Raw genomic sequence first — 24,786 nt, 5'->3', positions numbered from 1 at the left:
CTGATCGGTCAGCACAGTCAGCACAAGTCTCAAGTCCTGACCCGCCCATCCCCAGTAAGCATCGAAAGCTCGACGAACTTCGACGCCACGTGGTTCTTGGCGGAGAACGACACCTCGAACCCCCCGAACTGCTGGCGGTCGATGCTTTCCAGCCCTGCGATCAGGCTCTCGCGCGTGGGCTTGCCCGGTGCCTTGCGCAGGCCCTCGGTCAGCACCTTCGCGGCCAGGTAGCCTTCCATGCTCGAAAAATTGGCGCTCGCGCCGCCGCCGGCCTTGCGCACCGCCTCGGTGAATTCGCGCGCCAGCGCATTGGCCTGGTTGTAGGGCGAGGGCACCACCTGCGTCACCATCACGCCGGCCGCGTCCTTGCCCAGCTCGTCCGCCAGCGCCTGCGTGCCGACGAAAGACATGTTGAAGAAAGTGCCGCCATAGCCCGCCTTGCGCGCCTCGCGGATGAAGGCCGCGCAGGCCTTGTACGCGCCCACCTGCACCACCGCGTCGGGCTTCGCCGCCACGATGGACTTCACCGCCTGCGCCACGTCGGCCGAATTGCGCTCCACCGTGGCCAGCGCCACGGGCTTGAGCTGCTGCTCGCCGAGCGCCAGCGTCACCCCGTCGAGCCCGGCCTTGCCGTAGGCGTCGTTCTGATAAAAGACCGCGATCTTCTTCAGGCCCAGGTGGGTGAGCTGCTTCACCATCAGCGCCGTCTCGTCGTTGTACGAGGCGCGCACGTGAAACACATTTTTCTGGAAGGGCTCGCGCAGCGACATCGCGCCGGTGAAGGGGGCCACGAACGGCACCTTGTCCTTCACCGCCAGCGGCAGCGCCGCCAGGCTGGTCGGCGTGCCTATGTAGCCGAAGAGTGCGAACACGTCTTCCGAGATCAGCTTCTGCGTGTTGGCCGCGCAGCGGTCGGGCTCGTAGCCGTCGTCGAGGTTCTTGATGACCACGTCGCGGTGCCCCGACTGGGCGTTGTACTGGTCCAGGAACAGCTTGGCGCCCTGGTGAAACTGGATGCCCAGCTGCGCCGCCGGACCGGTGAACGCTGCCGACTGGCCCAGCACCAGCGGCGTGTCGCCCTGTGCCCGCGCGATGCCGAAGCCCCCCAGCGTGGCGGCCGCGCCCGCGGCCAAAGAAAAATGACGTCGATTCAACATGATGAAAACCCACTCCCGCGCTCTGACTCGCGCACAAATTAGACTCGCCCGATGGCCCACGCACCGGATACCTTGCTCGAAGAAGCGCCTCCCCAGCCCGTAACGACCACCGTGCTGGGCGCCTGTCCCCACGACTGCCCGGACACCTGCGCGCTTGTTACAACCGTCAAGGATGGCGTGGCCGTCAAGCTGCAGGGCAATGCCGCCCACTCGCACACCGGTGGCGTGCTGTGCACCAAGGTGTCACGCTACATCGAACGCAACGACCACACCGAACGGCTGGTACAGCCCCTGAAACGTGTCGGCCCCAAGGGCAGTGGCCAGTTCGAGCCCGTGTCGTGGGACGCCGCGCTGGACGACATTGCCGCGCATCTTCGAGTATTACAGGGAAAACCCGAAGCTATTGTCCCCTACAGCTATGCGGGCACCATGGGGCTGGTGCAGGGCGAGTCGATGGATCGGCGCTTCTTCCACAAGCTGGGCGCCACCCTGCTGGACCGCACCATCTGCTCCATGGCCGGCGGCGAAGCCATGGTCTACACGCTGGGCGCCAAGGTCGGGATGCGCATCGAGTTCTTCGCCGAGGCCAGGCTGATCCTCATCTGGGGCAGCAATTCCATCGCCAGCAACCTCCATTTCTGGCGCCATGCCCAGGCCGCCAAGCGCGCCGGCGCACGGCTGGTGTGCATCGACCCGCGCAAGACCGAAACCGCCGACAAGTGCGACGAGCACATCGCGCTGCTGCCCGGCACCGACGCCGCGCTGGCGCTGGCCCTGATGCACGAGCTGATCGTGCACGACTGGCTCGACCACGACTACATCGCCAACCACACGCTGGGCTGGGAGCAGCTGCGAGAGCGCGCGCTCCAATGGCCGCCGTCGCGCGCGGCCGAAGTCTGCGGCATTCCAGAAGAACAGATCGTGTCGTTGGCAAAGGCCTACGGCACCACGAAGCCGGCTGCGATCCGCCTGAACTACGGCATGCAGCGCGTGCGCGGCGGCGGCAACGCGGCCCGCGCCATCGCCTGCCTGCCGGCGCTGGTTGGCGCCTGGCGCGACCGCGCGGGCGGCCTGCTGCTGAGCAGCTCGGGTCATTACCCGGTCGACCGCGCCGCGCTTCAGCGCCCCGACCTGCTGGCCGGGCGCAAGCCGCGCACCGTCAACATGAGCACCATCGGCGACGCGCTGCTGGACACCGCCAATCCGGTGGAGGCCATCGTGGTCTACAACAGCAACCCGGTGGCGGTGGCGCCCGAGTCGGCCAAGGTGGCGGCCGGCTTCGCGCGCGAAGACCTGTTCACCGTGGTGCTGGAGCAGTTCCGCACCGACACCGCCGACTACGCCGACTACCTGCTGCCCGCCACCACGCAGCTGGAGCACTGGGACATCCACTGCAGCTACGGCCACACCGACGTGCTGCTGAACCGCCCGGCCGTGGCGCCGCGCGGCGAGGCCCGCAGCAATGCCTGGGTGTTCCGCGAGTTGGCGCGCCGCATGGGCTTTAGCGAGCCCTGCTTCTCGGATTCCGACGAAACGCTGTGCCGCACCGCCTTTGCCGACAACGCCATCGACTTCCCCGAACTGCTGGCGCAGGGCTTCACCAGCGTGAAGTTGCCCGAGGCGCCGTTTGCCGAAGGCAGCTTCCCCACGCCTTCGGGCCGCTGCGAATTCTTCAGCGCGCGCCTCGAAGCCATGGGCATCGGCGGCCTGCCCGACCACATACCCAACTGGGAGCCGGCCGGCAGTTCGACCGAATTTCCGCTGGCCATGATCTCGCCGCCGGCGCGCAATTTCCTCAATTCGACCTTCGTCAACGTGACGAGCCTGCGCGCCATCGAGGTCGAGCCGCTGCTTGAGATCCACGAGGCCGACGCCGCCGCGCGCGGCATCGAGGACGGCGCGATGGTGCGCGTGTTCAACAAGCGCGGTGAGCACCGCTGCCGCGCCGAGGTCTCGCGCCGCGCGCGGCAGGGCGTGGTGCACGGCATGGGCATCTGGTGGCGCAAGCTCGGCATGGACGGCACCAATGTCAACGAGCTGACCAGCCAGCGCCTGACCGACATCGGCCGCGGGCCCACGTTCTACGACTGCCTCGTCGAGGTCGAGAAGGCGTGAGGCCTCTTCCCGCGCTTCCCGCGCTCGCGCTGGCCGGCTCGCTGTTCCTCACCGGCTGCGCTGACCTCGGCTATTACTGGCAGTCCGCCAGCGGCCACATCGGCATCATGCGGGCCGCCAAGCCCGTGCCCGAGTGGCTGGCCGACCCGGCCGTGTCCGCGCCGCTGAAGGCCAAGCTCGAACTCACGCAGCGCATCCGCCGCTTCGCATCCGCCGAACTCGGCTTGCCCGACAACGCCAGCTACAAGTCGTACGCCGACCTGCACCGCCCCGCCGCCGTGTGGAACGTGGTGGCCGCGCCGCCGTACTCGCTGACGCTCAAGAGCTGGTGCTTCCCGGTGGCCGGCTGCGTGGGCTACCGCGGCTACTACAGCGAGGACGCGGCCAAGGCCGAAGCCGAGGCGCAGAAGAAACAAGACCTGGAAGTTGCCGTGTACCCCGTGCCCGCGTACTCCACGCTGGGCTGGATGAACTGGGCCGGCGGCGACCCGCTGCTGTCCACCTTCATCGGCTACCCCGAGGGCGAGCTCGCGCGCATCGTGTTCCACGAATTGGCGCACCAGGTGCTCTACGTGGCCGGCGACACGGTATTCAACGAGTCGTACGCCACGGCCGTCGAGCGCATCGGCGGGGCGATGTGGCTGCAGCGCGAAGCCGGCGAGCAGGCCCGCCGCGAGTACGCCCAGTTCGATGGGCAGCGCCAGGACTTCCGGGCGTTGGCGCTCAACACGCGCCGCGCGCTGACGCAGGTCTACGAATCGCCCGAAGCCAAGGCCAAGGACTGGGCCAAGGTCGAGGTCATGAAGCAGGCGGCCATGGCCGATTTCCGCGAGCGCTACGCGAAGCTGAAGGAGGGCTGGTCCGGCCCCCGCCGCAACGCCTACGACGCCTGGGTGGCGCGCGCCAACAACGCGGCCTTCGGCGCGCAGGGCGCCTACGACGATCTCGTGCCCAGCTTCGAGAAACTCTTCGAACACGAAGGTCACGACTGGCCGCGCTTTTACACTGAGGTCCGGCGCATCGCCGCGCTGCCGACCACGGAAGAACGCCGCAGTGCCTTGCAGGCGGCGACCGGCATCATGCAAACCCATTCCAGCCCGGAACAAAAAAACGGAGATCACGGTGCCTGACATCCATATCGAACGCAACCACACGCTGGGCATCGCCGGGGCGCGCGTCGCCGCACGCCAGTGGATCAAGCAGGCCGAGCAGGAGTTCGGCCTCGAATGCGTCTACACCAAGGGCGAAGACCGCGACGTGGCAACCTTCACGCGCGCTGGCATCGACGGCACCGTCGAGGTCACGGCCAGCACCTTCACGCTCGATGCGACGCTGGGTTTCCTGTTCAGCAGCTTCAGCGAAATGATCGAGCAGAAGATCACGCGCAACCTCGACGCGTTGCTCGAATCCCCCCGGGGTGGCGGCACCCGTCTCGCCTGAGAGCCTTCGGCTTCAGACGATGGTGTAGCCGCCGTCCACCGGCAGCGCCACGCCGCTCACCATTGACGCGCCATCGCTCAGCAGAAAGAGGATCGGCGCCACCACTTCTTCCACCTGCGCGAAGCGGCCCAGCGGAATGTTCCTGAGGGCAGCAGCGCTCTTGTTCGCGTCGGCCCAGGCCTGTTCGGCCATTGGCGTGAGCGTGACGGTTGGGTTCACGCTGTTCACGCGGATGCCGTGCGGCCCGAACTCCAGGCACAGTGAGCGCGTGATGGCGTCCATCGCGGCCTTCGAGGCGCAGTAGCAGAGGTGCGCGTCGAGTGCGACCAGCGAGGCCTGGCTCGACACGTTGACGATGCTGCCGCGTATGCCGGCCGCGATCATGGCCTTGCCGCAGCGTGAGGCCACGAGTGCTGCGGCACGTGCGTTGACGGCCATGACGGTGTCGAAGCTCTCGGCCTTCATTTCGGCGGCAGATTCGAGCAGCGCGATGCCGGCGCAATTCACTACGAGGTCGAATGCTCGCAACGCAGCTAGCGCGTGCTCCAGTGCGGGAGCGTCGGCTACGTCGAGCACCAGTGGCGTGCAGCCGGCTTCGGCGTGCAGCGTCTTCAGCGCCGCGGCGTTGCGTCCCACCGCTGTGACCATTGCGCCCGACTGCGCGAGTCGCATTGCCACTGCGCGGCCTATACCGCTGCTCGCGCCGGTCACCAGTGCGCGTTGGCTGGAGAAGTTGAAGGAGGTTGTCATGTCAGTTGCTTCAGTGTTCGTCCGGGGTGCGTGCGAATGACACCGGGTACTCCCCTCCGCGAATGTCCCCCGCCTTCGGCTCCTCCTTTATTTCGCTGCGGGGAGCACCCGGTGCCATTCGCACATGGGCGCAGCGCTTATGCCGGCCGATCAACGAGTGCTCTGGGCGATCACGTCGATGGTGTGCTCTGCGCAGCGAAATAAAGGAGGAGGCCGCAGGCCGGGGGACATTCGCGGAGCAGAGCACGCCGTCGGCGTGATCGCACCCCCCGATCGCATCGAGCAGTCACGTCAGCCGATGCATCGCATCACGCAATGCTGGATAAAGAGATTTGTAGATCTCGAAGCGCTCTCGATACACAGCCTGTGCCGCAGGCTCGGGCCGCGCCCGCTCCACCAGCGTGACCCAGCCACGTTCAGCCGTTGCAGCATCGACCAGCTCAGCACCGAGTGCCGCGAGCATCGCCGCACCGAGCGCTGCCTCGACCTCCTGCTCGATGGTGAACACCGGATAGCCCGTGATGTCCGCCACGATCTGCATCCACAGGTCCGAGTGTGCCGCGCCGCCGACCACGATCAGCCGGTCGTCCAGCGGTTGCCCGCTTTGGCGTCCCGCCTCGATGTTGTGCTGCAGCGCGAAGCTCACGCCTTCGAGCACCGCGCGGTACAGGTGCGCCCGGCTGTGCGCGAGCGAGAGGCCGATGAAGGCGCCCTTGGCCTGCGCGTCCCAGATCGGGCTGCGCTCGCCCATGAGATAGGGCAGGAACACGAGGCCTTCCGCGCCGGGTGGTACGTCGACGGCCTTGCGTTCGATCAGCGCGTGCGCGTCTTCGCCGGTGCGCGCCGCCTCGGCCACTTCGGCCTGGCAGAAGGCTTCGCGGAACCACGTGATGGCCGCACCCGCCGTGATCGCGCCGCCGAACACATAGCTGCGGTCCGCACCGCGATACACGTGCGGCATGGTGATGAGCTTGTGCCTCGCATCGACCGTGGGGCTCACGAAGCCCCAGCACATGCTGGTGCCGATCATCGCCACGTGGTCGCCGCTGCCGGTAACGCCCGCGCAGAAGGTGGCCACCGCCGCATCGACACCGCCCGCCATCAGCGGCATGCCCTCGGCAAGGCCGAGCTTCGCGGCCCATTCGGTGCTCAGCCCGCCGACCACCTCGCTCGACTCGACCAGGCGCGACGGCATCATGCGCGACGGAATGCCGAGCATCTGCATCGCCTCTTCGGACCATTGGCGGCGCGCCGCGTCGTACACACCGCCGATGTTGCCGGCCGAACTGTGATCGACCGCCAGCTCGCCCGTGAGCCGCCAGTTGATGTAACTGTTGGGCGGCAGGAAATGGCGCGTCTTCGCCCATACCTCGGGCAGGTGCTCGCGCACCCACAGGATCTTGGTGAAGCCGTAGTAGCTGTCCACGCCGTTGCCGGTGATGGCTTCGAGGCGCGGCACGTCCACGTTCGCGTTCACCCATGCGACCTCAGCCGTGGCGCGGCGGTCCATCCAGATCAGGCAGGGGTGCAGCGGCTGCATCTGCTCGTCGACCGGAATGCCCGCGCCGCCATACAGGCTGCTCACGCACATTGCCGCGATGTCCGACGGCGCAACGCCGCTGCCGGCCACGCAGGCGCGCACGCTCTCACACACCGCGTCGAACCACACGGCGCAGTCCTGCTGCGCCCACAGCGGCTTCGGCGTCTCGGGCTGGTAGGCCACGCTCGCCTGTGCATGCACCTTGCCGTCGATGCCGACCAGCAGGCACTTGGTGCTCTGCGTGCCGATATCGACGCCGATCACGTATTTCATGATGTGTTGTCTCTCAGGATCGGGGCTGCGGCTTGAGCAGCACCTTGATGGAATCCAGCGAGTTTGCCAGCGCGAAGGCGCGCTCCCATTCGGTCAACGGAAAATCGTGCGTGACGATGCCCTTCGAGGTGACGAGGCCGCGCGCCAGCAGGTCGATGGCAACGGGGTAGCAGTACGGGCCCAGGTGCGCGCCGCGCACGTCGAGCTCCTTGCGGTCGCCGATGATCGACCAGTCGGCGCTGGTTTCCGAGCCGAACACGCTGAACTCGACGAAGCGGCCGAGCTTGCGAATCATCTCCAGCCCCTGCGTCACGCCGATGGGCGCGCCGGTGGTCTCGATGTACACGTCGCAGCCGTAGCCTTCGGTCAGGCCCTTGACGATGGCGTCTGCGTTCTCGGTCTTCGGGTTGATGACGACGTTGGCGCCGTATTGCTTAGCGAGCGCCAGGCGTTCCGGCACGGGGTCGATCACGATGAGTTTCTTCGGCGTCTTCAGCGCAGCGACCTGCACCATCATCAGCCCCAGCGGGCCGGCGCCTGCGATCACCACCACGTCGTCGAGCTGGATGTCGCCGCGGTTCACCGTGTGGATCGCGCACGACAGCGGCTCGATGATGGCCGCGTCTTCCAGCGAGATGCCGTCGGGGATCTTGTGCACGCGCGAGGTCGGCGGCAGGCGCATGTAGTCGGCCATGCCGCCATCGGCCACGATGCGCTGGAAGCCGAAGATGTTGTGCACTTCGCACATCCAGTATTTGCCCGAAGTGCAGAAGCGGCACTTGCCGCAGGGCACGATCTGCTCGGCGATCACGCGGTCGCCTTTCTCCACGCCGAAGTGTTCGCCCGCGCCTTCGCCAAGGGCCTCGACGTACCCGAAGAATTCATGGCCGGGGATGACCGGCGCCTTGACCCATGAGGGCTGGCCGTCGCCGCCCCAGAACATCTTCGCGCCCGAGTGGCACTTGCAGTCGGAGGCGCAGATGCCGCAGGCGGCGATGGAGATCAGCAACTCGTTGGGGCCGATGGCCGGCATGTCGACGGTTTCGAGGCGGTAGTCCTTGGGGCCGTGGCAGACGACGGCCTGCATGGCGAGCTGGGCGATGGCGCCGGACATACCGGGCTGGAGCTTTTGATAAGACATGAGGTTGGGGGAGTGGGGGAATGTGTCTGTTGCGAAGTCAGCGCTTGGCTTCGCGGCTGATGAAGATGGCGAGCAGGACGATCCCGCCCTTGATGATCAATTGCAGGTACGGCGACACGCCGATCATGTTGAGGCCGTTGTTCAGCACGCCCAGCAGCAGCGCACCGACCAGCGTGCCGACGATGGCGCCGCGTCCACCGGCGATGGATGTGCCGCCCATCACCACCGCCGCGATGGCGTCGAGCTCGAAGCCCACGCCCACGCCGGGCTGTCCGCTGGTCACACGCGCCGCCTGCACGATGCCGGCGATGGCGGCGGTGAATCCGCTCAGCGCATACACCAGCAGCTTGTAGCGCGACACGCGCACGCCAGACAGCCGGGTGGCTTCCTCATTGCCACCGATGGCATACACGTAGCGGCCGAACGGCGCCATGTTCAGCAGCACATACGCCACGAGGTAGGTCGCCAGCATGATGAGGATCGGCACCTTGATGCCGGCCAGCACGCCGCCGCCGAGAAAGGCGAAAGAATCGGGTAGCCCGTCGATGGGATAGCCGCCCGTGTAGATCAGTGCAATGCCGCGCGCAATGCCCATGGTGGCCAGCGTCACGATGATCGGCGGCATGCGCAGGTAGGCCACGCAGTAGCCGTTGAACAGGCCGATCACCACGCCAACGGCCAGGCCGAGCGGCACGGCCAGCATCGGCGGCAGGCCGAATTGCACCATCATTCCCGAGGCCAGCGTGCCCGACAGCGCCACCACCGCGCCAACCGAAAGGTCGATGCCACCGGTGAGGATCGCGGCCGTCATGCCCACCGCGATGATCGCGTTGATCGACGACTGCAGCGCGATGTTCTGCAGGTTGCCCCAGGAGAGAAAGTTGTCGGTCGCGACGATCATGAAGACCGAGATCGCGACCAGGCCTACCAGTGGGAGGAAGGCTGTGGAGCGGCGCAGTTGGGTGAAGAAGCCGCCTGCAGGTGCCGGTGGTGTGGGGTGGGTTGCGGTTGCGTTCATTTCATGTGCTCCACTGGGTATTGCGCGAAGACGGGATGCCCTGTGCACAGTGGGCGCTGTCGGCGTGATCGCACCCCGAACAAATCTCTGCCGCAGTCATTGAGCGCTCCCGGATGAAGTAGCGTGACGCATGATGTCGCCCGAGTTGATTGCGTCGCCTTCGAGCGTCGCCACGATGGCCCCGCCCGAGAACACGGCAACACGGTCACACATGCCGACGATCTCAGGCAGCTCGCTGGAGATCATCACGATCGATTTGCCCTGCCGAGTGAGCTCGCGCATCAGGCCGTAGATCTCGGCCTTGGCGCCCACGTCGATACCGCGCGTGGGTTCGTCGAAGATCAGCACTTCAGAGGCGTGGCCGAGCCAGCGCGCGATCACCACCTTCTGCTGGTTGCCACCCGACAGCGTCGCCACGCGCGTCTCGATGTTCGGCGCCTTCACACCTACGCGGCGCGAGAGTTCACCGGCCGCCTGCTTCTCCGACGCCTGGCTGACCAGCCCCGCGCTGCGGTGCCTGCCGAGGTTGTTCAGCGAGATGTTGAAGCGGATCGTGAAATCGGTGATCAGCCCTTCGACCTTGCGGCTTTCGGGCAGCAGGCCGATACCGTTCTCCAGCGCCTGCGTCGGGTCGTTCAGTCGCACGGGCTTGCCGTTGCGCAGCACCGTCTTGCGATGCACGCGGTCGGCACCCATCATGCCCAGCGCCAGTTCGGTGCGGCCCGAGCCGACTAGCCCTGCAAAGCCGAGGATCTCGCCTTCATGCAGTTCGAAGGCGTTGATGGGCCCGCCCTTCGCTAGCTGGATGTGCGGCACTTCGAGCACCTTGCGCCCGCGCGGCGCAGGCACCGGCTTCGGCGGAAAGTTGTGTTCGATGCGGCGGCCCACCATCATTTCGACCAGCGCATTCACATCGGTCGCGCCCACCTCGGCATGCCCTGCGTTGGCACCATCGCGCAGCACGCTGATGCGGTCGCACACCTCGAAGATCTCGTCGAGGTGATGCGAGATGAAGATCATCGCCACACCCCTGGCGCGCAGCTCCCTCATGATCTTGAACAGGTGCCCGGCCTCGTTCGGCGTGAGCGTGGCAGTCGGTTCGTCGAGCACCAGCAGGCGCGCCTTCAGCGACAGCGCCTTGCCGATTTCCACGAACTGCTGCTGCGCTACCGAGAGCCGGCAGATCGGCACGCCGAGGTCGATCTGTACACCCAGCTCGTCGAACAAGGCCTGCGCGGATCGCTTCATCGCCGCCTTGTCCATCAGCCCGAAACGGTTCTTCAGGTAGCGTCCGAGGAAGATGTTCTCCACCGCGTTCAGGTACGGGATGAGGCTGAACTCCTGGAAGATGATGCCAATGCCGGCAGCAATCGCATCGTTGTAGCCCGCGAACTTCCGCTCGCTGCCTTCGATGAAGATGCGCCCCTCGTCGGCCTGGTAGATGCCGCCGAGGATCTTCATCAGCGTCGACTTGCCCGCGCCGTTCTCGCCGAGCAGCGCGTGCACTTCGCCCTTGCGGATCGAGAGGTCGATGCCCGCGAGCGCCTTCACGCCCGGAAAGCTCTTCGAGACGCCTTCGAGCCTCAGCATTTCGGCGGTGTCGTTCATGGCCGTGCGCTGCTTCCGGCGTCGGTTACCAGGTGAAGGTCTTCGCGCCGTCGGCGTCGATCAGCTTCACGTCGACCGGCACCGCAGCGGGCACGTTGGCACCCCACTTCTTCGCCAGCGCGATGCCGATGGCCAGGCGGATCTGGTCGCGCGGGTACTGCGCGGTGGTGGCGATGAACTTCGAGCCGGGCTTCTGCATGGCCTTGATGGCCTCGGGGGCGCCGTCCACGCTGGTGAGCTTCACGTCCTTGCCGCTGGCTTCGATGGCGGCGAGCGCGCCCATCGAGCCGCCGTCGTTCACGCTGAAGATGCCCTTGAGGTTGCCGTTGGCCTGCAGGATGTTCTCGGTCACGGTGAGCGCGGTGGCGCGTTCCTGCTTGCCGTTCTGCGTGCTCACGACCTTGATGCCGGGGTACTTGGCGAGCGCTTCGCGGCAGCCCTTCACGCGCTCCAGGATAGGCACGACCGGAATGCCGTCGAGGATGGCCACGTCGCCTTTCTCGCCGATGCTCTTTGCCAGGTACTCACAGGCCAGGCGTCCGGCGTCGGTGTTCTTCGAGCCGACGAAGGAATCGACCGGGCCCTGCGCATTGGCATCAACCGCGACCACCACGAGGCCGGCCTTCTTGGCCGAGCGCACGGCCGATTGCACGCCGGTGGAGTCGGTCGGGTTCAGCAGCAGGATGTCGACCTTCTTCTGGATCATGTCTTCCACGTCGCCGATCTGCTTGGCCACGTCGTGCCGCGCGTCGGTGGTGACCACGGTGGCGCCGATGCTGGCGGCGGCCTCTTCGAGCGCCTGCTTCATCGTCACGAAGTAGGGGTTGTTGAGCTCCTGGAAGGTCATGCCGATGCGCAGCGGCTGCTTCGAGGCTTGCGCCTGTGCGGCGGATGCGCCGCAGATCAGCGCGGCGGTAAGGGCGGTGGCTTTGAGGATGTTCTTCATGGTGGCTGTCTCCTTGGGTTTGTGACTGTCGAAAAACGCGGACAAAGGCTCGCCCCACGCGGCGCCCGAAGGGCCGCGTCGGTGACGACACGGGGAACACGGAAGCCCGGCTACGGCGGGTTGGCGGCACGCGAGGCCGCGGCCTGCATGCGATGGAAATTGCGGAACTTGGTCGGCGGCATGCGCTTGTGCAGCAGGAATTGCCGGTTGAAGTTCGACACGTTGTTGAAGCCCACGTCCATGCAGACGTCGAGCACCGGCTTCTCGCTGTTGGTGAGAAGCTCGCAGGCGCGGCTGATGCGCAGCCGGTTCACGTAGCGCACGAACGATTGGCCCGTGTGCTTGCGGAAGGATCGCGAGAACGCGCTCGGGCTCTGGCCCACCAGCTCGGCCAGCATCGGCTCGCGCAGGTCGTCGCCGAGGTTGGCCGCGATGTGGGCCAGCACGTTGTTGATCGCGTGCGACATGAAAGCCTTGGGGTCGGGCTTGAATGCGGGGCTGGCCAGGCGCTGGCGGTCGCTGCCGTCGGCCAGCAGTTCGAGCAGCGAGAGCAGCAGGATCACGCGGCGCAGGCCGCGCGCCTCCAGCAGCGATTCCATGATCGGCTTGGCCGCGGCGGCGGTCTCCACCGAAAACAGCAGACCCGAGCCCGATTCGGCCAGCAGCGGCGCGATGCGCTCGAACTCCGGAAAAGTGCCGGCCATGTTCTGCACCAGCCCGGCCGGAAACTGGATCACGATGCCGCGCCGCTCGACGCTCTGGCCTGCGGGCACGTCGCTGATCCAGTTGTGCGGCAGGTCGGGGCCCATCATCACGAGGTTGCCCGGCTCGAAGTGGCCGACGTGGTCGCCCACGAAATACACGCCCTGGGTCTCGACGATCAGCTGGATCTCGTACTCGGGATGGAAGTGCCAGCGCACCGTGCGGTACGGGTAGCCGTGCGCCCAGCAGGTGAACGATTCGTCACCGCGGACTTCAACGATTTCCAGGTCGGGTTGCATGGGGCGGACTGTACGAACCGCTCCCGATGCCAACAACCAGAGAAGGCGTCCTGGATCGATACTTTTTTGACTTCCGGGGAGGCCTGAACGACCGATGCGGCGGCTTGCATTGCGCCGCAGCAAACCCCTTTCTCCTCGGGGAGAGCAGGGCAGCGGGCGGTATTTGCTGCGCTGCGGAAAGCGCCGGAATTGCGGAGTCAAGAATTCATAGGTGTTTTCCCGCCCCGGCAGGCCCGGGCACACTCTGGCGTCATGACGACAACAAGCTCCTCCCCTCCGGCAGCGGGCCCGCTGGCCGGCCTCAAGGTCATCGAGCTCGGGCAGCTCATCGCCGGGCCCTTTGCTGCGCGCACGCTGGGCGACTTCGGCGCCGAGGTCATCAAGATCGAGCCGCCCGGCGCGGGCGATCCGCTGCGCACCTGGCGGCTGCTGAAAGACGGCACCTCGGTCTGGTGGCAGGTGCAGTCGCGCAACAAGCGCTCGCTGGCGCTGGACCTGCGCGAACCCGAGGCGCAGGCCGTCGTGCGCAAGCTCGCGGCCGAGGCCGACGTGCTGATCGAGAACTTCCGCCCCGGCGCGATGGAAGGCTGGGGCCTCGGCCCTGACGAACTGCTGGCCGCCAACCCCGCGCTCGTGATGCTGCGCATCAGCGGCTACGGCCAGACCGGCCCGTATCGCGATCGCCCCGGCTTCGGCGTGGTGGCGGAGGCCATGGGTGGGCTGCGCCATCTCACGGGCGAGCCGGGACGTGTGCCGGTGCGTGTGGGCGTGTCGATAGGCGACACGCTGGCCTCGCTGCATGGCGTGATCGGCGTGCTGATGGCGATGCAGCACCGGCATGCGACGGTGTGTGCCGAATATCCGAAGGGCCGCGGACAGGTGATCGACGTGGCGCTCTACGAGGCCGTCTTCAACTGCATGGAAAGCCTGCTGCCCGAGTACGGCGAATTCGGCGCGGTGCGCGAGGCGGCCGGAAGCGCGCTGCCGGGCATTGCGCCGACCAATGCGTACCGATGTTCGGACGGTGGCTACGCGATCGTCGCGGGCAACGGCGACAGCATCTTTCGCCGGCTCATGGCGTGCATCGGCCGGCCGGACCTCGCGGCGGATCCTTCATTGGCCGGCAACACGGGCCGCGTGGCGCAGGTCGAAATGCTCGACGCCGCCATCGGCGACTGGGCCGCGCAACGCACGGTCGACGAAGTACTGGCCGCGCTCGACGCGGCGCATGTGCCAGGCGGCCGGATCTACACCATCGCCGACATCGCGGCCGATCCGCACTACGCCGCGCGCGGCATGCTGCAGCAGGTGCAGATGGCTGACGGCAGCGCGCTCGCGGTGCCTGGTTTCGTGCCCAAGCTCTCGCTCACGCCGGCCAGCCATCGGCACAACGCGCCGGCGCTGGGCGCGGACACCGATGCGGTGCTGAAGGAAATCGGCCTGAGCGCCGAGCAGATCACCGCGCTGCACGAGCGCGGAATAGTGGGCTAGCCGATACGGGCCATTCATGGGCCTGCAATGGCCCCCGTGCGATAAACCGGGCAACAAGGAGAGTCCATGGCAGCAGCGAACAGGCGACAGGAAGCCCCGAGGCGGAACAGCAGCACCCCTGCGCGTGAAACCGAACGCGTCTACGGGACTGCGAAATGGGACTTGTCGAAATCGGACTGCGAGAAGGTGGAGCACCTGCTGCAGCAACTGCGTCTGCGCCGCGTGGCTGTGGAGCCCAAATTCTCCGACGACGTCATCGTGTGGCCCTCCAGGAGCGCCGTGGCTGGTGGTGCAGAGATGGCGACACTGAGCGCAATCAATCTCGGCAACGCGGCGGAGGCGCTCGGCCAAAGAGTGGAAGGTCGCGGCATTCCCCGAATGAAGCTCATCAAGCAGCTCGACGACGTGTCCGTGATGCAGGCCAACTCGTCCGCCCTGCTGGCGATGCGCCGCAACACGCCGGGGCTGCGGGTGGCACCCGCCGCATGGGCTTACCTCCAGTACATCCGGCCGCTGGGCGATGAGATGGATTCCAGCGCGATCCAGGTTGCGCCGGGGGCCAAGGTCAAGAGCTTCGAGCTGCATCTTGCGGACCCGCAGGGCAAGCCCGTGCCGGGCGTCCGGGTCAAGGCGCTCGTGGATTGGGACGGCGCGCACGTGCCCGCGGTGACCGACAGCAAGGGAATCGCGAGCCTGGGAATTCCGGTGCTCTATCCGCGGGTGGAAATGATCCTGGTCGAGCCGGAACACACGCACTGGTCGGTCTTCATCAAGGGGTTCGACCGGGTCGCGGCACCGAAGCGATTGAACGTGCAAGCCACGCCGCTGGTGCCCGACAGCTTCCAGCTGCTGGCGAACTACGCGCCTTACGACCCCCAGGCGGGGGCGGGCGTGACGGTCGGCGTGATCGACAACGGCGTCGGGCCGCATGCGGACATCGCCGTGGCGGGCGGCGGCTGTTTCGTCACTGGCGAGAATGCCGCGGATTTTCTCGACAACGGCATCGGCCACGGGACCCACGTCGCCGGGATCATCGCGGGCAAGAAGGCTGCGGCCACCGGTATTTACGGCCTGGCGCCGGCCTGCCGCCTGCTGGCCTATCGCGTCTGCCCGAAGACCGGCGAGCGTGGACGCGCGAAATCGACCGACATTGCCAGCGCGCTCGAACGCGCCATCAGCGACGGCTGCAACATCGTGAACATCAGCATGGGCAGCCTGGAGCCGATGCCGGAGATGCCGGACATCCTCCAGAAGGCGCGCGATGCCGGCGTCGTGGTGTTCGCGGCCACCGGCAACGACGGCCAGCCCCTGCTGCGCTATCCGGCCCGCTACAGCCACACCCTGGCCGTTGGCGCGCTGGGGCGCGACGGAACATTTCCGGCCGACTGCCCCGAGAGCTTTCAGGAGAGCGAGATCCGCCGCAAGAAGGAGTTTGTCGCCGAGTTCTCGAACTACGGGCTTTCGACCGATTTCATCGGCCCCGGCGTGGCGGTGCTGTCGACGTTTCCGGGTGAAAAGTACGCAATGATGTCCGGCACCTCGATGGCCACGCCGTACTCCTCGGGCATGGCGGCCCGTCTGTTGTCAGGGAATTCGAAGCTGCTTAACATGCCTGACGGTCCTGAAAAGGCCGACGCCATCGTCAAGATGCTGTCTCAGACAGCGCAAAAGGTGGGTTGGCCAGCCGAATATGAAGGTTTTGGAGTTCTGAAGTGACAAGCGTCGTGTTGACCTACACAGGCAGCCCCGGCAAGAAATTGTCGGCGCAAGCACGGCTGCGTCGCAGCGTGCCGGGCGCGGTGCTCACGCCGAAGACGAGCACCCTGGTGGAAGCCCAGCTCGACGAGGAGCAACTGGCGGTGCTCGAACAGAACCCGGAATGGGCCGTGTCCCAGCCTACCTTCGCGGAAATCCGCAAACCTGTCTTCAATCTGAAAAACGCACGCGCCAAGCTCGCGAAATAGCCGCAAGGCGCCCATGGCCGCTGGTGGTCATGGAGTTTTTTGGATAGGGAGCTTCATGTCCGATACAGACATCCAGGTCGTGAGCAATTCATGGGCCGGAATCCAGCGCGTCGCCGCAACGCCGAAGCCGCCGGAATTCTTCAGGGGCCGTGAAGGCTACGCACCAGAGTTCTTCGGCGATGCCAACCGAGTGGAACTGCCGTCGATGGGCGACGCCATCTCCATGGACGACATCGCAAAGCTCGAAGACGGCTCCTTCGAGCTCAAGTACCAGCACTTCAGCACGGTGCAATGCATTTCCCGGCGCGTGCCGCTTTACTCGGCGTGCAACATCGACGGGTCGAAGTCGAAGAGCGTTCCGCGCCATGACACCTGGAACTACGACGGCCGCATCAGGAAGGAATACCAGATGCTGCGGGAGGCCTACGGCCCCGAGCAGGACAAGAAATTCTCCCGCGGCCACATGACGCGCAGGCAGGACCCGAACTGGGGCTCGCTGGCGACGGCGCAACGGGCCAACATCGACACATTCTTCGCCACCAACGCCTGCCCGCAATGGCAGCCTTTCAACGATGGGCTGTGGGGCGACCTCGAGGACTACATCCTCGGCAATGCCCAGGGCGACGACAAGCGCATCAGCGTCTTCACGGGCCCCATCCTCCGGTCGGGCGACCCGGAGAGATTCGGCATACAGATCCCGCGGGACTTCTGGAAGGTGGTTGCCTTCATCAGCGAGGCGACGGGCGAGCTGAGCGCCATCGCCTACCTGATGAGCCAGGGCACCTATCTCGATTCGGGGGTGGCGCGCGACCTTGAAGACTTCGACACATCGCAGCGTCCGCTCGCGTTCATCGAGGCGGAGACCGGGCTCAGGTTCGAAAGCCTCGAAGGGCGTGACGTGCTCGATGGCGTTGACATCGCGTTCGTCCAGCCCATCCGGCGCTACGCCGATACGAAGCTTCCGGCCTGACTGGAGCGAAGGCGCGGTCGATCAGCCGCGCAGGGATTCGATCAGGTCGATGTACTTCTGCTTGGCCTCGTCGGCGCTCGCACCCTTCTGGGCGGTCCACGCGTCCCACTTGGCGCGCGCGACGATGTCGCTGAAGCTGGGCTTCTTGGCGGTGTTGTCGCCTTCGGTCGCCTGCTTGAAGAGGCCGTAGATCTTCAGCAGCGTCGGGTTGTCGGGGCGCTCGGCGAGCAGCTTGGAGTTGGCCTGGGCGGCTTCGAATTGGGCGTTGAGATCAGACATGGCGGTCGAATTGAAGAAAGCGGAAACCGTGCATCTTAAATTGCACGGTACCCGGTGGTACCAGATTCAGTCCTTCAGCCCCGCCCGCGCCAGCTCCACATCGAGCCGCTCCCGCGCATCGGCCGGCTTCAGCCCTGCAGCCCTTTCATAGAGCCGCGTTGCTTCGCCCATGCGCGATTCGCCGTGCAGCATCAGCTGCGCACGGGCGTATTCCATCATTCCGGCGGCCGAATGGGGGTGCAGCTCGAGGCCGCGTTCGAACAATTCGAGCGAGGTCTCGGCACGCACGCCGTAGGTCATGCGCCCGACCAGCGCACCGACCTTGTCGATCACCTCGGCGTGGAACGAAGCCAGCGCGAGGTGCGCGTCCGCGTGCCGCGGCTGCAGCTCGATCACGCGCTCCAGCGCTCCCTTGAGCTTGCTGCCCAGTCCCTGCGCCAGCGCACGCGCCACGCTGATGCCCTGGCTGTAGCGGCCCAGTGCGTAGGACTGCCAGTAGAGCGCCTGGCAGTTCTCGGGCTCGGCAGCGGCCTGCGCGCTCGCGCGCTCGATCACCTGGCGGAACATCGCGAGCCGCACGGCCTCGCGCGGCTCGACGTAGTTGGCGTAGATCGCGGTCGCCTGGTTGGCCAGCGCCAGCCCTTCGGCGCCCTGCAACAGGCCGATGGCGGCGGCGCGTTCGAATTCGCCGCTGTGGTACAGCGCCCAGCCTTCGGCGAGCGCAGAGCTTTCGGCCGGCAGCGGCAACTCGTGGCCGGCATGCAGGCGCGGCCAGTGGAGCAGCACGCTGCGGGCATCGAAGCGAGGCACGTCGGCCCAGGGCAGGGGCGTCCAGGGGGCCGCGTCGGCGGTGGCAACCGGGCCGGCGGACATCAGCGAGAGCGGTTTGAAATCGGGGTGGGGCATGGTTGCTAGACCGCCATATCGACCGGGGAAGCCACGGCGCCGGCGCTGCTGCCGGCACCGCTGTTGCTGGAATCTTCGCCGTTGTAGGCATTGCTGAGTGTCAGCAGATGCCGCCGTTGTTCCCGCCCGAGGTAGGGCGCGAGCAGGTGCAGGGTGTGGTGGCCGCCGCGCATCAGCGCGCCCTGCGCATGCGCGGGCTCCAGCGCCTCGCGCGGGTTGCGCACGTATTCATAGCTGAGCCAGTAGGTCAGCACCACGACCATGCTCTGCGCGAGCGTGTCGACCTCGTGCGCGTCGATCTCGAGGTGGCCGGCGCGGCTCAGGCCGGCGATCAGCTGGCGGATGGCGCGTGCCTTGTTTTTCAGCACCAGCTGGAACTGGGTTTCCAGCCGCCGGTTCTTGCTGAGCAGGTCGTTGAGGTCGCGGTAGAGAAAGCGGTAGCGCCAGATCAGCTCGAACAGGCTGTGCATGAAGAACCACGCGTCCTCCACGTCGTGCACGCCTTCGCTCGCGTGCAGCAGTTCGTTGAGCTCGATCTCGTAGGCTTCGTAGAGCTTGTTGATCAGCTCTTCCTTGGCCGGGTAGTGGTAGTACAGGTTGCCCGGACTGATGTTGAGTTCGCCCGCCACCAGGGTGGTCGAGACGTTCGGCTCCCCGAAGCGGTTGAACAGATCCAATGCGGCTTCGAGGATGCGTTGCGCTGTGCGGCGTGGCGCCTTCTTTGCCATGTCGGTGCCCCCGGTTGTCTCGTGGTCTCTTGGGGGCACTCTAGCGCATGTGCACCGCACCATGAACGGTGCGGGACATGTTTTGCGGCGCTGAATTTTTGTGCAGTGCCGCAATACCGACCGGTCGGCAGACGGCGCGGGCTGGCTCAGCCGGCGTTGCTGCGGCGCAAGGTTTTCTTGGCGGCAGGCGCAGCCGTCTTGCGGGCCGCGGTCTTGCGGGGAGCGGCGGTGGCGCCCTGCGATTTCTTCAGCTGTGCTTCGAGCGCCTGGACGCGCGCCTGCAGCGCGGCCATGTCGGCGGCGCTGGGGATGCCGAGCTTTTCGAGCGCGCGCGCCACGCGTTCTTCAAAAATGTTCTCCAGCTTGCCCCACTGGCCAGCGGCCTTGGTGCCGAACTCGCTGGCGAAGCCGGCCATGCGCTGCTGGGCCTGGGACAGGGTTTCCTCGGCGGCCTGCTGGGTCTTCTTCTGCATGCCGGCGCCGTCCTTGACCAGCGCCTCGAAGGCCTTGCTGCCTTCCTGCTGCATCTTGGCGAAGGCGCCGAGTCCGGCAAGCCAGATCTGCTGGGCGGAATCCTTGATGCGGTCGGCGGCCTTGCCGTTGCTGTCGTCGTCCTGGGTAGCCATGCGAATGTTCCTTTGCAAACAAGCGGCTGACTCTAGCTGTTCGACGTGCTTTGCATTAGAGCTTCGCGTCTATGAGGCCAAGCCTCCCCGGGAAAGGCTCAGGGCGTTGCGCCCGCCGCGCGGCTCGCGTCGAGATGCGCCTTGGCGCGCTCGGCCAGAGCCATTTCACCAGGCGTGCCGGGCACAAAGGCTTCGACCGGCAGCGGCCGCCCGTGCGAGTCGACCGAGACGAACACGATCAGGCATTCGGTGGTCTTTTCCATCGAGCCGCCTTTCATGTCGCCGCTGCGCACCTCGACCGAGATGTTCATGCTGGTGTTGCCGGTGTAGGCCAGGCGGGCCTCCACCTCGACGAGGTCGCCGATCATGATCGGCCGGTGAAAGCGGATGCTGCCGATGAAGGCGGTGACGCAATACCGCTTGGCCCAGCTGGTCGCGCAGGCGTAGCCGGCCTCGTCGATCCACTTCATGACCGTGCCGCCGTGGACCTTGCCGCCGAAGTTGATGGTGCTGGGCTCGGCAAGAAAACGCAGGGTGATCGAAGACATGGGGCCGCCTTTTCGGATATGGCTATGAGGTGGGGAGCCGCGATTATGCGAGCGGGCGCACGCTTGCGGCTGCCGCCCGTCGTCCGGGCATGCACGCTCAGCTAGCTGCCGCTGAACAACTGCGCCAGGGTGCGCCTCAGCCAGGCATTGCCCGGGTCGGCATGAAAGCGCTCGTGCCAGTGCTGCTTCACGGCATAGGCCGGCAGCGTGAAGGGCGGCTCCAGCAGCTTCACCGGCTCCTGCGTGGCCAGCACCTTGCCGAGGATGCGCGGCACCACCACGATCAGCTCGGTATGCGCCACGATGCGCGCCACGCTCAGGAAGCTCGACAGCCGCACCACCACGTCGCGCTTCAGGCCCAGCCGCGCGATGGTCGTGTCGACGATGGCATGCCCGGTGCCCGAGGTCGACACCACCGCGTGCGCCTCCGCCTCGAAGCGCTTGCGCGTGAGCTTCGCGCCGATGCGCGGATGGTTCTGCGCCGCCAGGCAGACGAAGTTCTGCATGAACAGCGTCTGCTGGTAGAAGCCCGCGTCCAGCTGCGGCATGAAGCCCACGGCCAGGTCGACCTCGCCGTCCTGCAGGCGGCGCCCGCTGATGGTCGAGATGATCTCGGTTTCGATATGCACCCCCGGCGCCGCGCGCCGCAGGTGGTCGAGCAGGCCGGGCAGCAGCACCACCTCGCTGATGTCGGTCATGCAGATGCGAAAGCGCCGCTGCGCCTGCGCGGGCTCGAAGCTGCTGCGGTTGCCCTGGGCCTGAGCCAGCTGGGCCAGCGCCTCGCGCAGGTTCGGGTAGATGCGCTCGGCATGCGGCGTGGGCTGCATGCCCTGCGCGGTGCGGGTGAACAGGCGGTCGTCGAAGTGCGCGCGCAGCTTGTTCAGCGCGGTGCTGGCCGCCGCCTGCGCCATGCCCAGCCGCTCGGCCGCCTTCGAGACGTTGCCGGTCTTGTAGACCTCGTCGAACACGGCGAGCCATTCGAGATCGAGCTTGGACATCCGGGGCTCCTGCGTACGGTGAAAGACACCATTATCGAAATTTCGAATTCCGTGTATTGGCCACCGGTCTTGAGGAAATAGTGGTGCGGCTCAACAATGCCGCCACGGAGACATCCACGCCATGAAACCCGCGCCTTCCAATGCGGCAGAACGCCGCGACTACTACGCCCGCATCCGCCCGCTGAACCTCACGCCGCTGTGGGAATCGCTGCACGCGCTGGTGCCGCGCGAACCGCAGACGCCCTGCGTGCCCGCGCTGTGGCGCTACGACGAGATCCGCCCGCTGCTGATGGAGTCGGCCGAACTCATCACCGCCGAAGAGGCCGTGCGCCGCGTGCTGGTGCTCGAGAACCCGGCGCTGCCCGGCAACTCGTCGATCACGCAGTCGCTCTACGCCGGGCTGCAGCTCATCATGCCGGGCGAGGTGGCGCCTTCGCACCGCCACGTGCAGTCGGCACTGCGCTTCATCGTCGACGGCAAGGGTGCCTACACCACGGTGGGCGGCGAGCGCACCACTATGTACCCCGGCGACTTCATCATCACGCCCTCGTGGGCCTGGCACGACCATGGCAACGAAGGCATCGGCGGCACCGTGGAGCCGGTGGTGTGGCTCGACGGGCTCGACATTCCGATGCTTCGCTTCTTCGACGCCGGCTTCGCCGAGAACGACGACGCCAAGGTGCAGCACGTGTCGCGCCCCGAAGGCAACAGCCTCGCGCGCTTCGGCCACAACATGGTGCCGGTGCGGCACGACCACACATCGGCCACCTCGCCGATCTTCAACTACCCCTACGCACGCAGCCGCGAGGCGCTGGCGCAACTGCAGACGCAGGAAGCGCCCGATGCCTGGCTGGGCCACAAGCTGCGCTACATCAACCCGCTGACGGGCGGCTCGCCGATGCCGACCATCTCGACCAACCTGCAGCTGCTGCCAAAGGGCTTCGCGGGCAAGACGCACCGCGCGACCGATGGCGCGGTGTACAGCGTGGTCGAAGGCCATGGCACGGCCGAGATTGCCGGCCAGCGCTTCGCGTTCGGTCCGCGCGACACCTTCGTGGTGCCTTCGTGGGCGCCGCTGCGGCTGTCGTCGCCGGGCGAAGACACCGTGCTCTTCAGCTTTTCCGATCGCCCGGTGCAGCAGGCCATGGGCATCCTGCGCGAAGCCTTTCTCGAAGACGCCTGAAGCACGGGCGACCCTTCTTTTCTTTTTTTGTTCGACCGTGTGCCGCCACGCGCGGCAGGAGCCTTCATGTCCTTCGTCTTCACGCCTCCTTCCATCGTCGGCCTGCCCATCGTGGGCTCCGACCAGCAGTTCCCCGTGCGCCGCGTCTACTGCGTCGGCCGCAACTACGCGGCCCATGCACGCGAGATGGGCTTCGACCCCGACCGCGAACCGCCTTTCTTCTTCTGCAAGCCGAACGACGACGCTTCCGTGGTGCCGGTGTTCGACGGCAAAGGCGCGTCCATTCCCTACCCGCCGCTCACGAGCAACTACCACTACGAAGCCGAGCTGGTGGTCGCCATCGGCAAGGGCGGCAAGAACATCCCCGTCGACCAGGCCGCCAGCCACATCCACAGCTACGCCGTGGGCCTGGACATGACCCGCCGTGACCTGCAGATGAAGATGCGCGAGCAGGGCCGCCCGTGGGAAATCGGCAAGGCCTTCGACTTCTCCGCGCCCATCGCGCCGCTGCGCACGCTGGCCGACGTGGGCGAGATCAACGCCGGCGCCATCGTGCTCGAAGTCGACGGCCAGGTACGCCAGAACAGCGACATCACGCATCTGATCTGGTCGGTGAACGAAGTCATCGCCAACCTGTCGACGCTGTTCACGCTGCAGCCCGGCGACCTGATCTTCACCGGCACGCCCGAAGGCGTGGGCGCGGTGAAGCCCGGCCAGACGATCAAGGTGAGCATCGACCGCCTGCCGTCGCTCACCGTGCATATCGACTGATTGCCTTCACCGAGAAAAGCACAGGCCCGCCATGACACCATCGAAGAACCCTCCCGCCGTGCTGCTGGTCGGCGGCGGCATCGGCGGCATGGCCGCGGCGCTGGCGCTTGCGCGCCTGGGCGTTTCCATCGACCTGCTCGAACAGAGCGCCACCATCGGCGAGATTGGCGCCGGCCTGCAGCTCGGACCCAATGCCTTCGCCGCGCTCGATGCGCTGGGCGTGGGCGAGGCGGTGCGCCGGGGCTCGGTATTCACCGACAGGCTGGTGATGATGGACGCGGTCGATTGCGGCGAAGTGGCCTCGGTGCCGGTCGGCGAAGCCTTCCGAGCGCGCTTCAAAAATCCTTATGCGGTGAGCCACCGCGCCGACCTGCACGGCGCGATCCACGAGGCCGTGAAGCAGCATCCGCTGATCCGCTTCCATACCTCGGCACAGGTCGAGGCAATCGACATGGGCAGTCAAGGCGTCACTGCCGTCACGGGCGACGGCCGGCAGTTCAAGGCCGACGCCATCGTCGGCTGCGACGGCGTGAAGTCGGTGGTGCGCAACAAGCTCATCGGCGATGCGCCGCGCGTGTCGGGCCACGTGGTCTACCGCGCCGTGGTGCCCGCGGCCGACATGCCCGCCGACCTGCGCTGGAACGCGCCCGTGGTCTGGGCCGGCCCCAACTGCCATCTGGTGCATTACCCGCTGCGCCATGGCGAGCAATACAACCTCGTCGTCACCTTCCACAGCCGCGAGCACGAAGAGTGGGGCGTGACCGATGGCAGCAAGGAAGAAGTGCTCTCGTACTTCGAAGGCGTGCATGCGCGCCCGCGCCAGCTGCTTGATCGGCCCACCTCGTGGCGCCGCTGGAGCACCGCCGACCGCGACCCGGTCGAACGCTGGAGCGAGGGCCCGGCCACGCTGCTGGGCGATGCGGCACATCCCATGATGCAGTACCTCGCGCAGGGCGCCTGCATGGCGCTCGAAGACGCGGTGACGCTCGGCGAGGCGGTGAAAGCCTGTGGCTTCGACATGACCGCCGCGTTCAAGCTGTATGAAGCGGCACGCATCGCCCGCACGGCACGCGTGGTGCTCTCGGTGCGCGAGATGGGGCGCCTGTATCACGCCAAGGGCGTGGAACGCCTCGTGCGCAACAGCCTGTGGGTCGGCCGCTCGCCCGAGCGCTTCTACGATGCGGTCGAATGGCTCTATGCCTGGCGGCCCGAGCATTGCCTGGACGACGCGCCCGAGGCGCTGCGGCCATCTGCCGAAGCGGCCGCCGTGCTCTTGCCGCACTGACACCCGTTGCTTCCAACATTCATAACCATCGAGGCCCCAGGCCCAGGA

Annotated in this window: 24 protein-coding genes; 10 read left to right on the top strand and 14 right to left on the bottom strand. The window is 66.6% G+C overall.

The features are described from left to right. Positions 1–29 precede the first annotated feature (29 nt). On the bottom strand, positions 30–1,157 hold the full coding sequence (locus ACSFCA_RS26165) for an ABC transporter substrate-binding protein (protein ID WP_435461623.1): 1,128 nt from the start codon (positions 1,155–1,157) through the stop codon (positions 30–32). Between the two features lie 51 nt (positions 1,158–1,208). Between ACSFCA_RS26165 and ACSFCA_RS26160 the strand changes: the two genes are divergently transcribed. The 3 genes from ACSFCA_RS26160 to ACSFCA_RS26150 are packed head-to-tail and all read left to right on the top strand — an operon-like array spanning position 1,209 to position 4,712. Beyond that, complete coding sequence (locus tag ACSFCA_RS26160; protein WP_435461624.1) at positions 1,209–3,272, top strand: molybdopterin-containing oxidoreductase family protein; 2,064 nt, start codon at positions 1,209–1,211, stop codon at positions 3,270–3,272. After that, positions 3,269–4,402 (top strand): aminopeptidase, encoded by a 1,134-nt coding sequence (locus ACSFCA_RS26155; RefSeq protein WP_435461625.1) that lies wholly within the window; start codon positions 3,269–3,271, stop codon positions 4,400–4,402. The genes ACSFCA_RS26160 and ACSFCA_RS26155 overlap by 4 nt, the downstream gene beginning before the upstream one ends. Then, the gene (locus tag ACSFCA_RS26150; RefSeq protein ID WP_093053707.1) at positions 4,395–4,712 is read left to right on the top strand and encodes a polyhydroxyalkanoic acid system family protein; all 318 of its coding nucleotides are present in this window, start codon (positions 4,395–4,397) and stop codon (positions 4,710–4,712) included. The genes ACSFCA_RS26155 and ACSFCA_RS26150 overlap by 8 nt, the downstream gene beginning before the upstream one ends. A 12-nt stretch (positions 4,713–4,724) precedes the next feature. On the opposite strand, the gene ACSFCA_RS26145 is transcribed toward ACSFCA_RS26150, so the two are convergent. The 7 genes from ACSFCA_RS26145 to ACSFCA_RS26115 all read right to left on the bottom strand — a co-directional run bounded on the left by ACSFCA_RS26145 (position 4,725) and on the right by ACSFCA_RS26115 (position 12,989). Continuing rightward, positions 4,725–5,462: an SDR family oxidoreductase gene (locus tag ACSFCA_RS26145; protein WP_435461626.1), complete on the bottom strand. Its 738-nt coding sequence runs from the start codon at positions 5,460–5,462 to the stop codon at positions 4,725–4,727. Positions 5,463–5,748: 286 nt separating this feature from the next. Beyond that, on the bottom strand, positions 5,749–7,275 hold the full coding sequence (locus tag ACSFCA_RS26140) for an FGGY-family carbohydrate kinase (RefSeq protein WP_435461627.1): 1,527 nt from the start codon (positions 7,273–7,275) through the stop codon (positions 5,749–5,751). Between the two features lie 13 nt (positions 7,276–7,288). Further along, positions 7,289–8,416 carry an alcohol dehydrogenase catalytic domain-containing protein gene (locus ACSFCA_RS26135; RefSeq protein WP_435461628.1) on the bottom strand — a complete coding sequence of 376 codons (1,128 nt, stop codon included), beginning with the start codon at positions 8,414–8,416 and terminating at the stop codon, positions 7,289–7,291. A gap of 37 nt (positions 8,417–8,453) precedes the next feature. Continuing rightward, the gene (locus ACSFCA_RS26130; protein WP_435461629.1) at positions 8,454–9,434 is read right to left on the bottom strand and encodes an ABC transporter permease; all 981 of its coding nucleotides are present in this window, start codon (positions 9,432–9,434) and stop codon (positions 8,454–8,456) included. A gap of 96 nt (positions 9,435–9,530) precedes the next feature. Next, entirely contained in the window at positions 9,531–11,042 is a 1,512-nt protein-coding gene (locus tag ACSFCA_RS26125; protein WP_435461630.1) for a sugar ABC transporter ATP-binding protein, read from the bottom strand. Positions 11,043–11,067: 25 nt separating this feature from the next. Next, the gene (locus tag ACSFCA_RS26120; RefSeq protein ID WP_258351704.1) at positions 11,068–11,988 is read right to left on the bottom strand and encodes an ABC transporter substrate-binding protein; all 921 of its coding nucleotides are present in this window, start codon (positions 11,986–11,988) and stop codon (positions 11,068–11,070) included. 110 nt (positions 11,989–12,098) lie between these two features. Continuing rightward, on the bottom strand, positions 12,099–12,989 hold the full coding sequence (locus ACSFCA_RS26115) for a helix-turn-helix domain-containing protein (protein WP_435461631.1): 891 nt from the start codon (positions 12,987–12,989) through the stop codon (positions 12,099–12,101). A gap of 252 nt (positions 12,990–13,241) precedes the next feature. Between ACSFCA_RS26115 and ACSFCA_RS26110 the strand changes: the two genes are divergently transcribed. From ACSFCA_RS26110 to ACSFCA_RS26095, 4 genes are all read left to right on the top strand, one after another. Then, positions 13,242–14,480 carry a CaiB/BaiF CoA transferase family protein gene (locus tag ACSFCA_RS26110; RefSeq protein ID WP_435461632.1) on the top strand — a complete coding sequence of 413 codons (1,239 nt, stop codon included), beginning with the start codon at positions 13,242–13,244 and terminating at the stop codon, positions 14,478–14,480. Positions 14,481–14,546: 66 nt separating this feature from the next. Next, a complete protein-coding gene (locus ACSFCA_RS26105; RefSeq protein ID WP_435461633.1) occupies positions 14,547–16,196 on the top strand; it encodes a S8 family peptidase in 1,650 nt (549 codons plus the stop codon). Further along, entirely contained in the window at positions 16,193–16,444 is a 252-nt protein-coding gene (locus ACSFCA_RS26100; RefSeq protein ID WP_258351699.1) for a hypothetical protein, read from the top strand. Before ACSFCA_RS26105 ends, ACSFCA_RS26100 begins: the two co-directional genes overlap by 4 nt. 55 nt (positions 16,445–16,499) lie before the next feature. Next, positions 16,500–17,414 carry a DNA/RNA non-specific endonuclease gene (locus ACSFCA_RS26095; protein ID WP_435461634.1) on the top strand — a complete coding sequence of 305 codons (915 nt, stop codon included), beginning with the start codon at positions 16,500–16,502 and terminating at the stop codon, positions 17,412–17,414. Between the two features lie 21 nt (positions 17,415–17,435). Here ACSFCA_RS26095 and ACSFCA_RS26090 read toward each other — a convergent pair whose 3' ends face one another. The 6 genes from ACSFCA_RS26090 to ACSFCA_RS26065 form a co-directional block, all read right to left on the bottom strand. Further along, positions 17,436–17,693 carry an acyl-CoA-binding protein gene (locus ACSFCA_RS26090; protein ID WP_007835415.1) on the bottom strand — a complete coding sequence of 86 codons (258 nt, stop codon included), beginning with the start codon at positions 17,691–17,693 and terminating at the stop codon, positions 17,436–17,438. A gap of 66 nt (positions 17,694–17,759) precedes the next feature. Then, positions 17,760–18,599, bottom strand: coding sequence for a tetratricopeptide repeat protein (locus ACSFCA_RS26085; RefSeq protein WP_435461635.1), 840 nt, complete (start codon positions 18,597–18,599; stop codon positions 17,760–17,762). Between the two features lie 5 nt (positions 18,600–18,604). After that, a complete protein-coding gene (locus ACSFCA_RS26080; RefSeq protein WP_435461636.1) occupies positions 18,605–19,327 on the bottom strand; it encodes a TetR/AcrR family transcriptional regulator in 723 nt (240 codons plus the stop codon). 146 nt (positions 19,328–19,473) lie between these two features. Beyond that, entirely contained in the window at positions 19,474–19,953 is a 480-nt protein-coding gene (locus tag ACSFCA_RS26075; protein ID WP_435461637.1) for a phasin family protein, read from the bottom strand. Between the two features lie 98 nt (positions 19,954–20,051). Further along, a complete protein-coding gene (locus ACSFCA_RS26070; RefSeq protein ID WP_435461638.1) occupies positions 20,052–20,501 on the bottom strand; it encodes an acyl-CoA thioesterase in 450 nt (149 codons plus the stop codon). Between the two features lie 101 nt (positions 20,502–20,602). Further along, entirely contained in the window at positions 20,603–21,499 is an 897-nt protein-coding gene (locus ACSFCA_RS26065) for a LysR family transcriptional regulator (RefSeq protein ID WP_093053751.1), read from the bottom strand. A 121-nt stretch (positions 21,500–21,620) separates the two neighbouring features. Here ACSFCA_RS26065 and gtdA point away from each other — a divergent pair, with 121 nt between their 5' ends. The 3 genes from gtdA to ACSFCA_RS26050 all read left to right on the top strand — a co-directional run bounded on the left by gtdA (position 21,621) and on the right by ACSFCA_RS26050 (position 24,738). After that, on the top strand, positions 21,621–22,682 hold the full coding sequence (gene gtdA / locus ACSFCA_RS26060; RefSeq protein ID WP_435461639.1) for a gentisate 1,2-dioxygenase: 1,062 nt from the start codon (positions 21,621–21,623) through the stop codon (positions 22,680–22,682). A gap of 66 nt (positions 22,683–22,748) precedes the next feature. After that, positions 22,749–23,453: a fumarylacetoacetate hydrolase family protein gene (locus ACSFCA_RS26055; protein ID WP_435461640.1), complete on the top strand. Its 705-nt coding sequence runs from the start codon at positions 22,749–22,751 to the stop codon at positions 23,451–23,453. A 31-nt stretch (positions 23,454–23,484) separates the two neighbouring features. After that, entirely contained in the window at positions 23,485–24,738 is a 1,254-nt protein-coding gene (locus tag ACSFCA_RS26050; protein ID WP_435461641.1) for a 3-hydroxybenzoate 6-monooxygenase, read from the top strand. The last annotated feature ends 48 nt before the right edge of the window (positions 24,739–24,786 follow it).

Source organism: Variovorax multivorans (assembly GCF_051216835.1).
Classification (GTDB): Bacteria; Pseudomonadota; Gammaproteobacteria; order Burkholderiales; family Burkholderiaceae_C; genus Variovorax.
Note: the sequence above shows the minus strand (reverse complement) of the source record. Positions and strands in the feature narration are given on the sequence as shown.

Excerpts from the sequence above, each read along its gene's own strand:
- ACSFCA_RS26080 (WP_435461636.1), bottom strand. The coding sequence starts at position 19,327 with ATGGCAAAGAAGGCGCCACGCCGCACAGCGCAACGCATCCTCGAAGCC.
- ACSFCA_RS26135 (WP_435461628.1), bottom strand. The coding sequence starts at position 8,416 with ATGTCTTATCAAAAGCTCCAGCCCGGTATGTCCGGCGCCATCGCCCAG.
- ACSFCA_RS26165 (WP_435461623.1), bottom strand. The coding sequence starts at position 1,157 with ATGTTGAATCGACGTCATTTTTCTTTGGCCGCGGGCGCGGCCGCCACG.
- ACSFCA_RS26115 (WP_435461631.1), bottom strand. The coding sequence starts at position 12,989 with ATGCAACCCGACCTGGAAATCGTTGAAGTCCGCGGTGACGAATCGTTC.
- ACSFCA_RS26065 (WP_093053751.1), bottom strand. The coding sequence starts at position 21,499 with ATGTCCAAGCTCGATCTCGAATGGCTCGCCGTGTTCGACGAGGTCTAC.
- ACSFCA_RS26050 (WP_435461641.1), top strand. The coding sequence starts at position 23,485 with ATGACACCATCGAAGAACCCTCCCGCCGTGCTGCTGGTCGGCGGCGGC.
- ACSFCA_RS26075 (WP_435461637.1), bottom strand. The coding sequence starts at position 19,953 with ATGGCTACCCAGGACGACGACAGCAACGGCAAGGCCGCCGACCGCATC.
- ACSFCA_RS26110 (WP_435461632.1), top strand. The coding sequence starts at position 13,242 with ATGACGACAACAAGCTCCTCCCCTCCGGCAGCGGGCCCGCTGGCCGGC.
- ACSFCA_RS26145 (WP_435461626.1), bottom strand. The coding sequence starts at position 5,462 with ATGACAACCTCCTTCAACTTCTCCAGCCAACGCGCACTGGTGACCGGC.
- ACSFCA_RS26125 (WP_435461630.1), bottom strand. The coding sequence starts at position 11,042 with ATGAACGACACCGCCGAAATGCTGAGGCTCGAAGGCGTCTCGAAGAGC.
- ACSFCA_RS26120 (WP_258351704.1), bottom strand. The coding sequence starts at position 11,988 with ATGAAGAACATCCTCAAAGCCACCGCCCTTACCGCCGCGCTGATCTGC.
- ACSFCA_RS26140 (WP_435461627.1), bottom strand. The coding sequence starts at position 7,275 with ATGAAATACGTGATCGGCGTCGATATCGGCACGCAGAGCACCAAGTGC.
- ACSFCA_RS26160 (WP_435461624.1), top strand. The coding sequence starts at position 1,209 with ATGGCCCACGCACCGGATACCTTGCTCGAAGAAGCGCCTCCCCAGCCC.
- gtdA (WP_435461639.1), top strand. The coding sequence starts at position 21,621 with ATGAAACCCGCGCCTTCCAATGCGGCAGAACGCCGCGACTACTACGCC.
- ACSFCA_RS26095 (WP_435461634.1), top strand. The coding sequence starts at position 16,500 with ATGTCCGATACAGACATCCAGGTCGTGAGCAATTCATGGGCCGGAATC.
- ACSFCA_RS26105 (WP_435461633.1), top strand. The coding sequence starts at position 14,547 with ATGGCAGCAGCGAACAGGCGACAGGAAGCCCCGAGGCGGAACAGCAGC.
- ACSFCA_RS26130 (WP_435461629.1), bottom strand. The coding sequence starts at position 9,434 with ATGAACGCAACCGCAACCCACCCCACACCACCGGCACCTGCAGGCGGC.
- ACSFCA_RS26085 (WP_435461635.1), bottom strand. The coding sequence starts at position 18,599 with ATGCCCCACCCCGATTTCAAACCGCTCTCGCTGATGTCCGCCGGCCCG.
- ACSFCA_RS26055 (WP_435461640.1), top strand. The coding sequence starts at position 22,749 with ATGTCCTTCGTCTTCACGCCTCCTTCCATCGTCGGCCTGCCCATCGTG.
- ACSFCA_RS26090 (WP_007835415.1), bottom strand. The coding sequence starts at position 17,693 with ATGTCTGATCTCAACGCCCAATTCGAAGCCGCCCAGGCCAACTCCAAG.
- ACSFCA_RS26070 (WP_435461638.1), bottom strand. The coding sequence starts at position 20,501 with ATGTCTTCGATCACCCTGCGTTTTCTTGCCGAGCCCAGCACCATCAAC.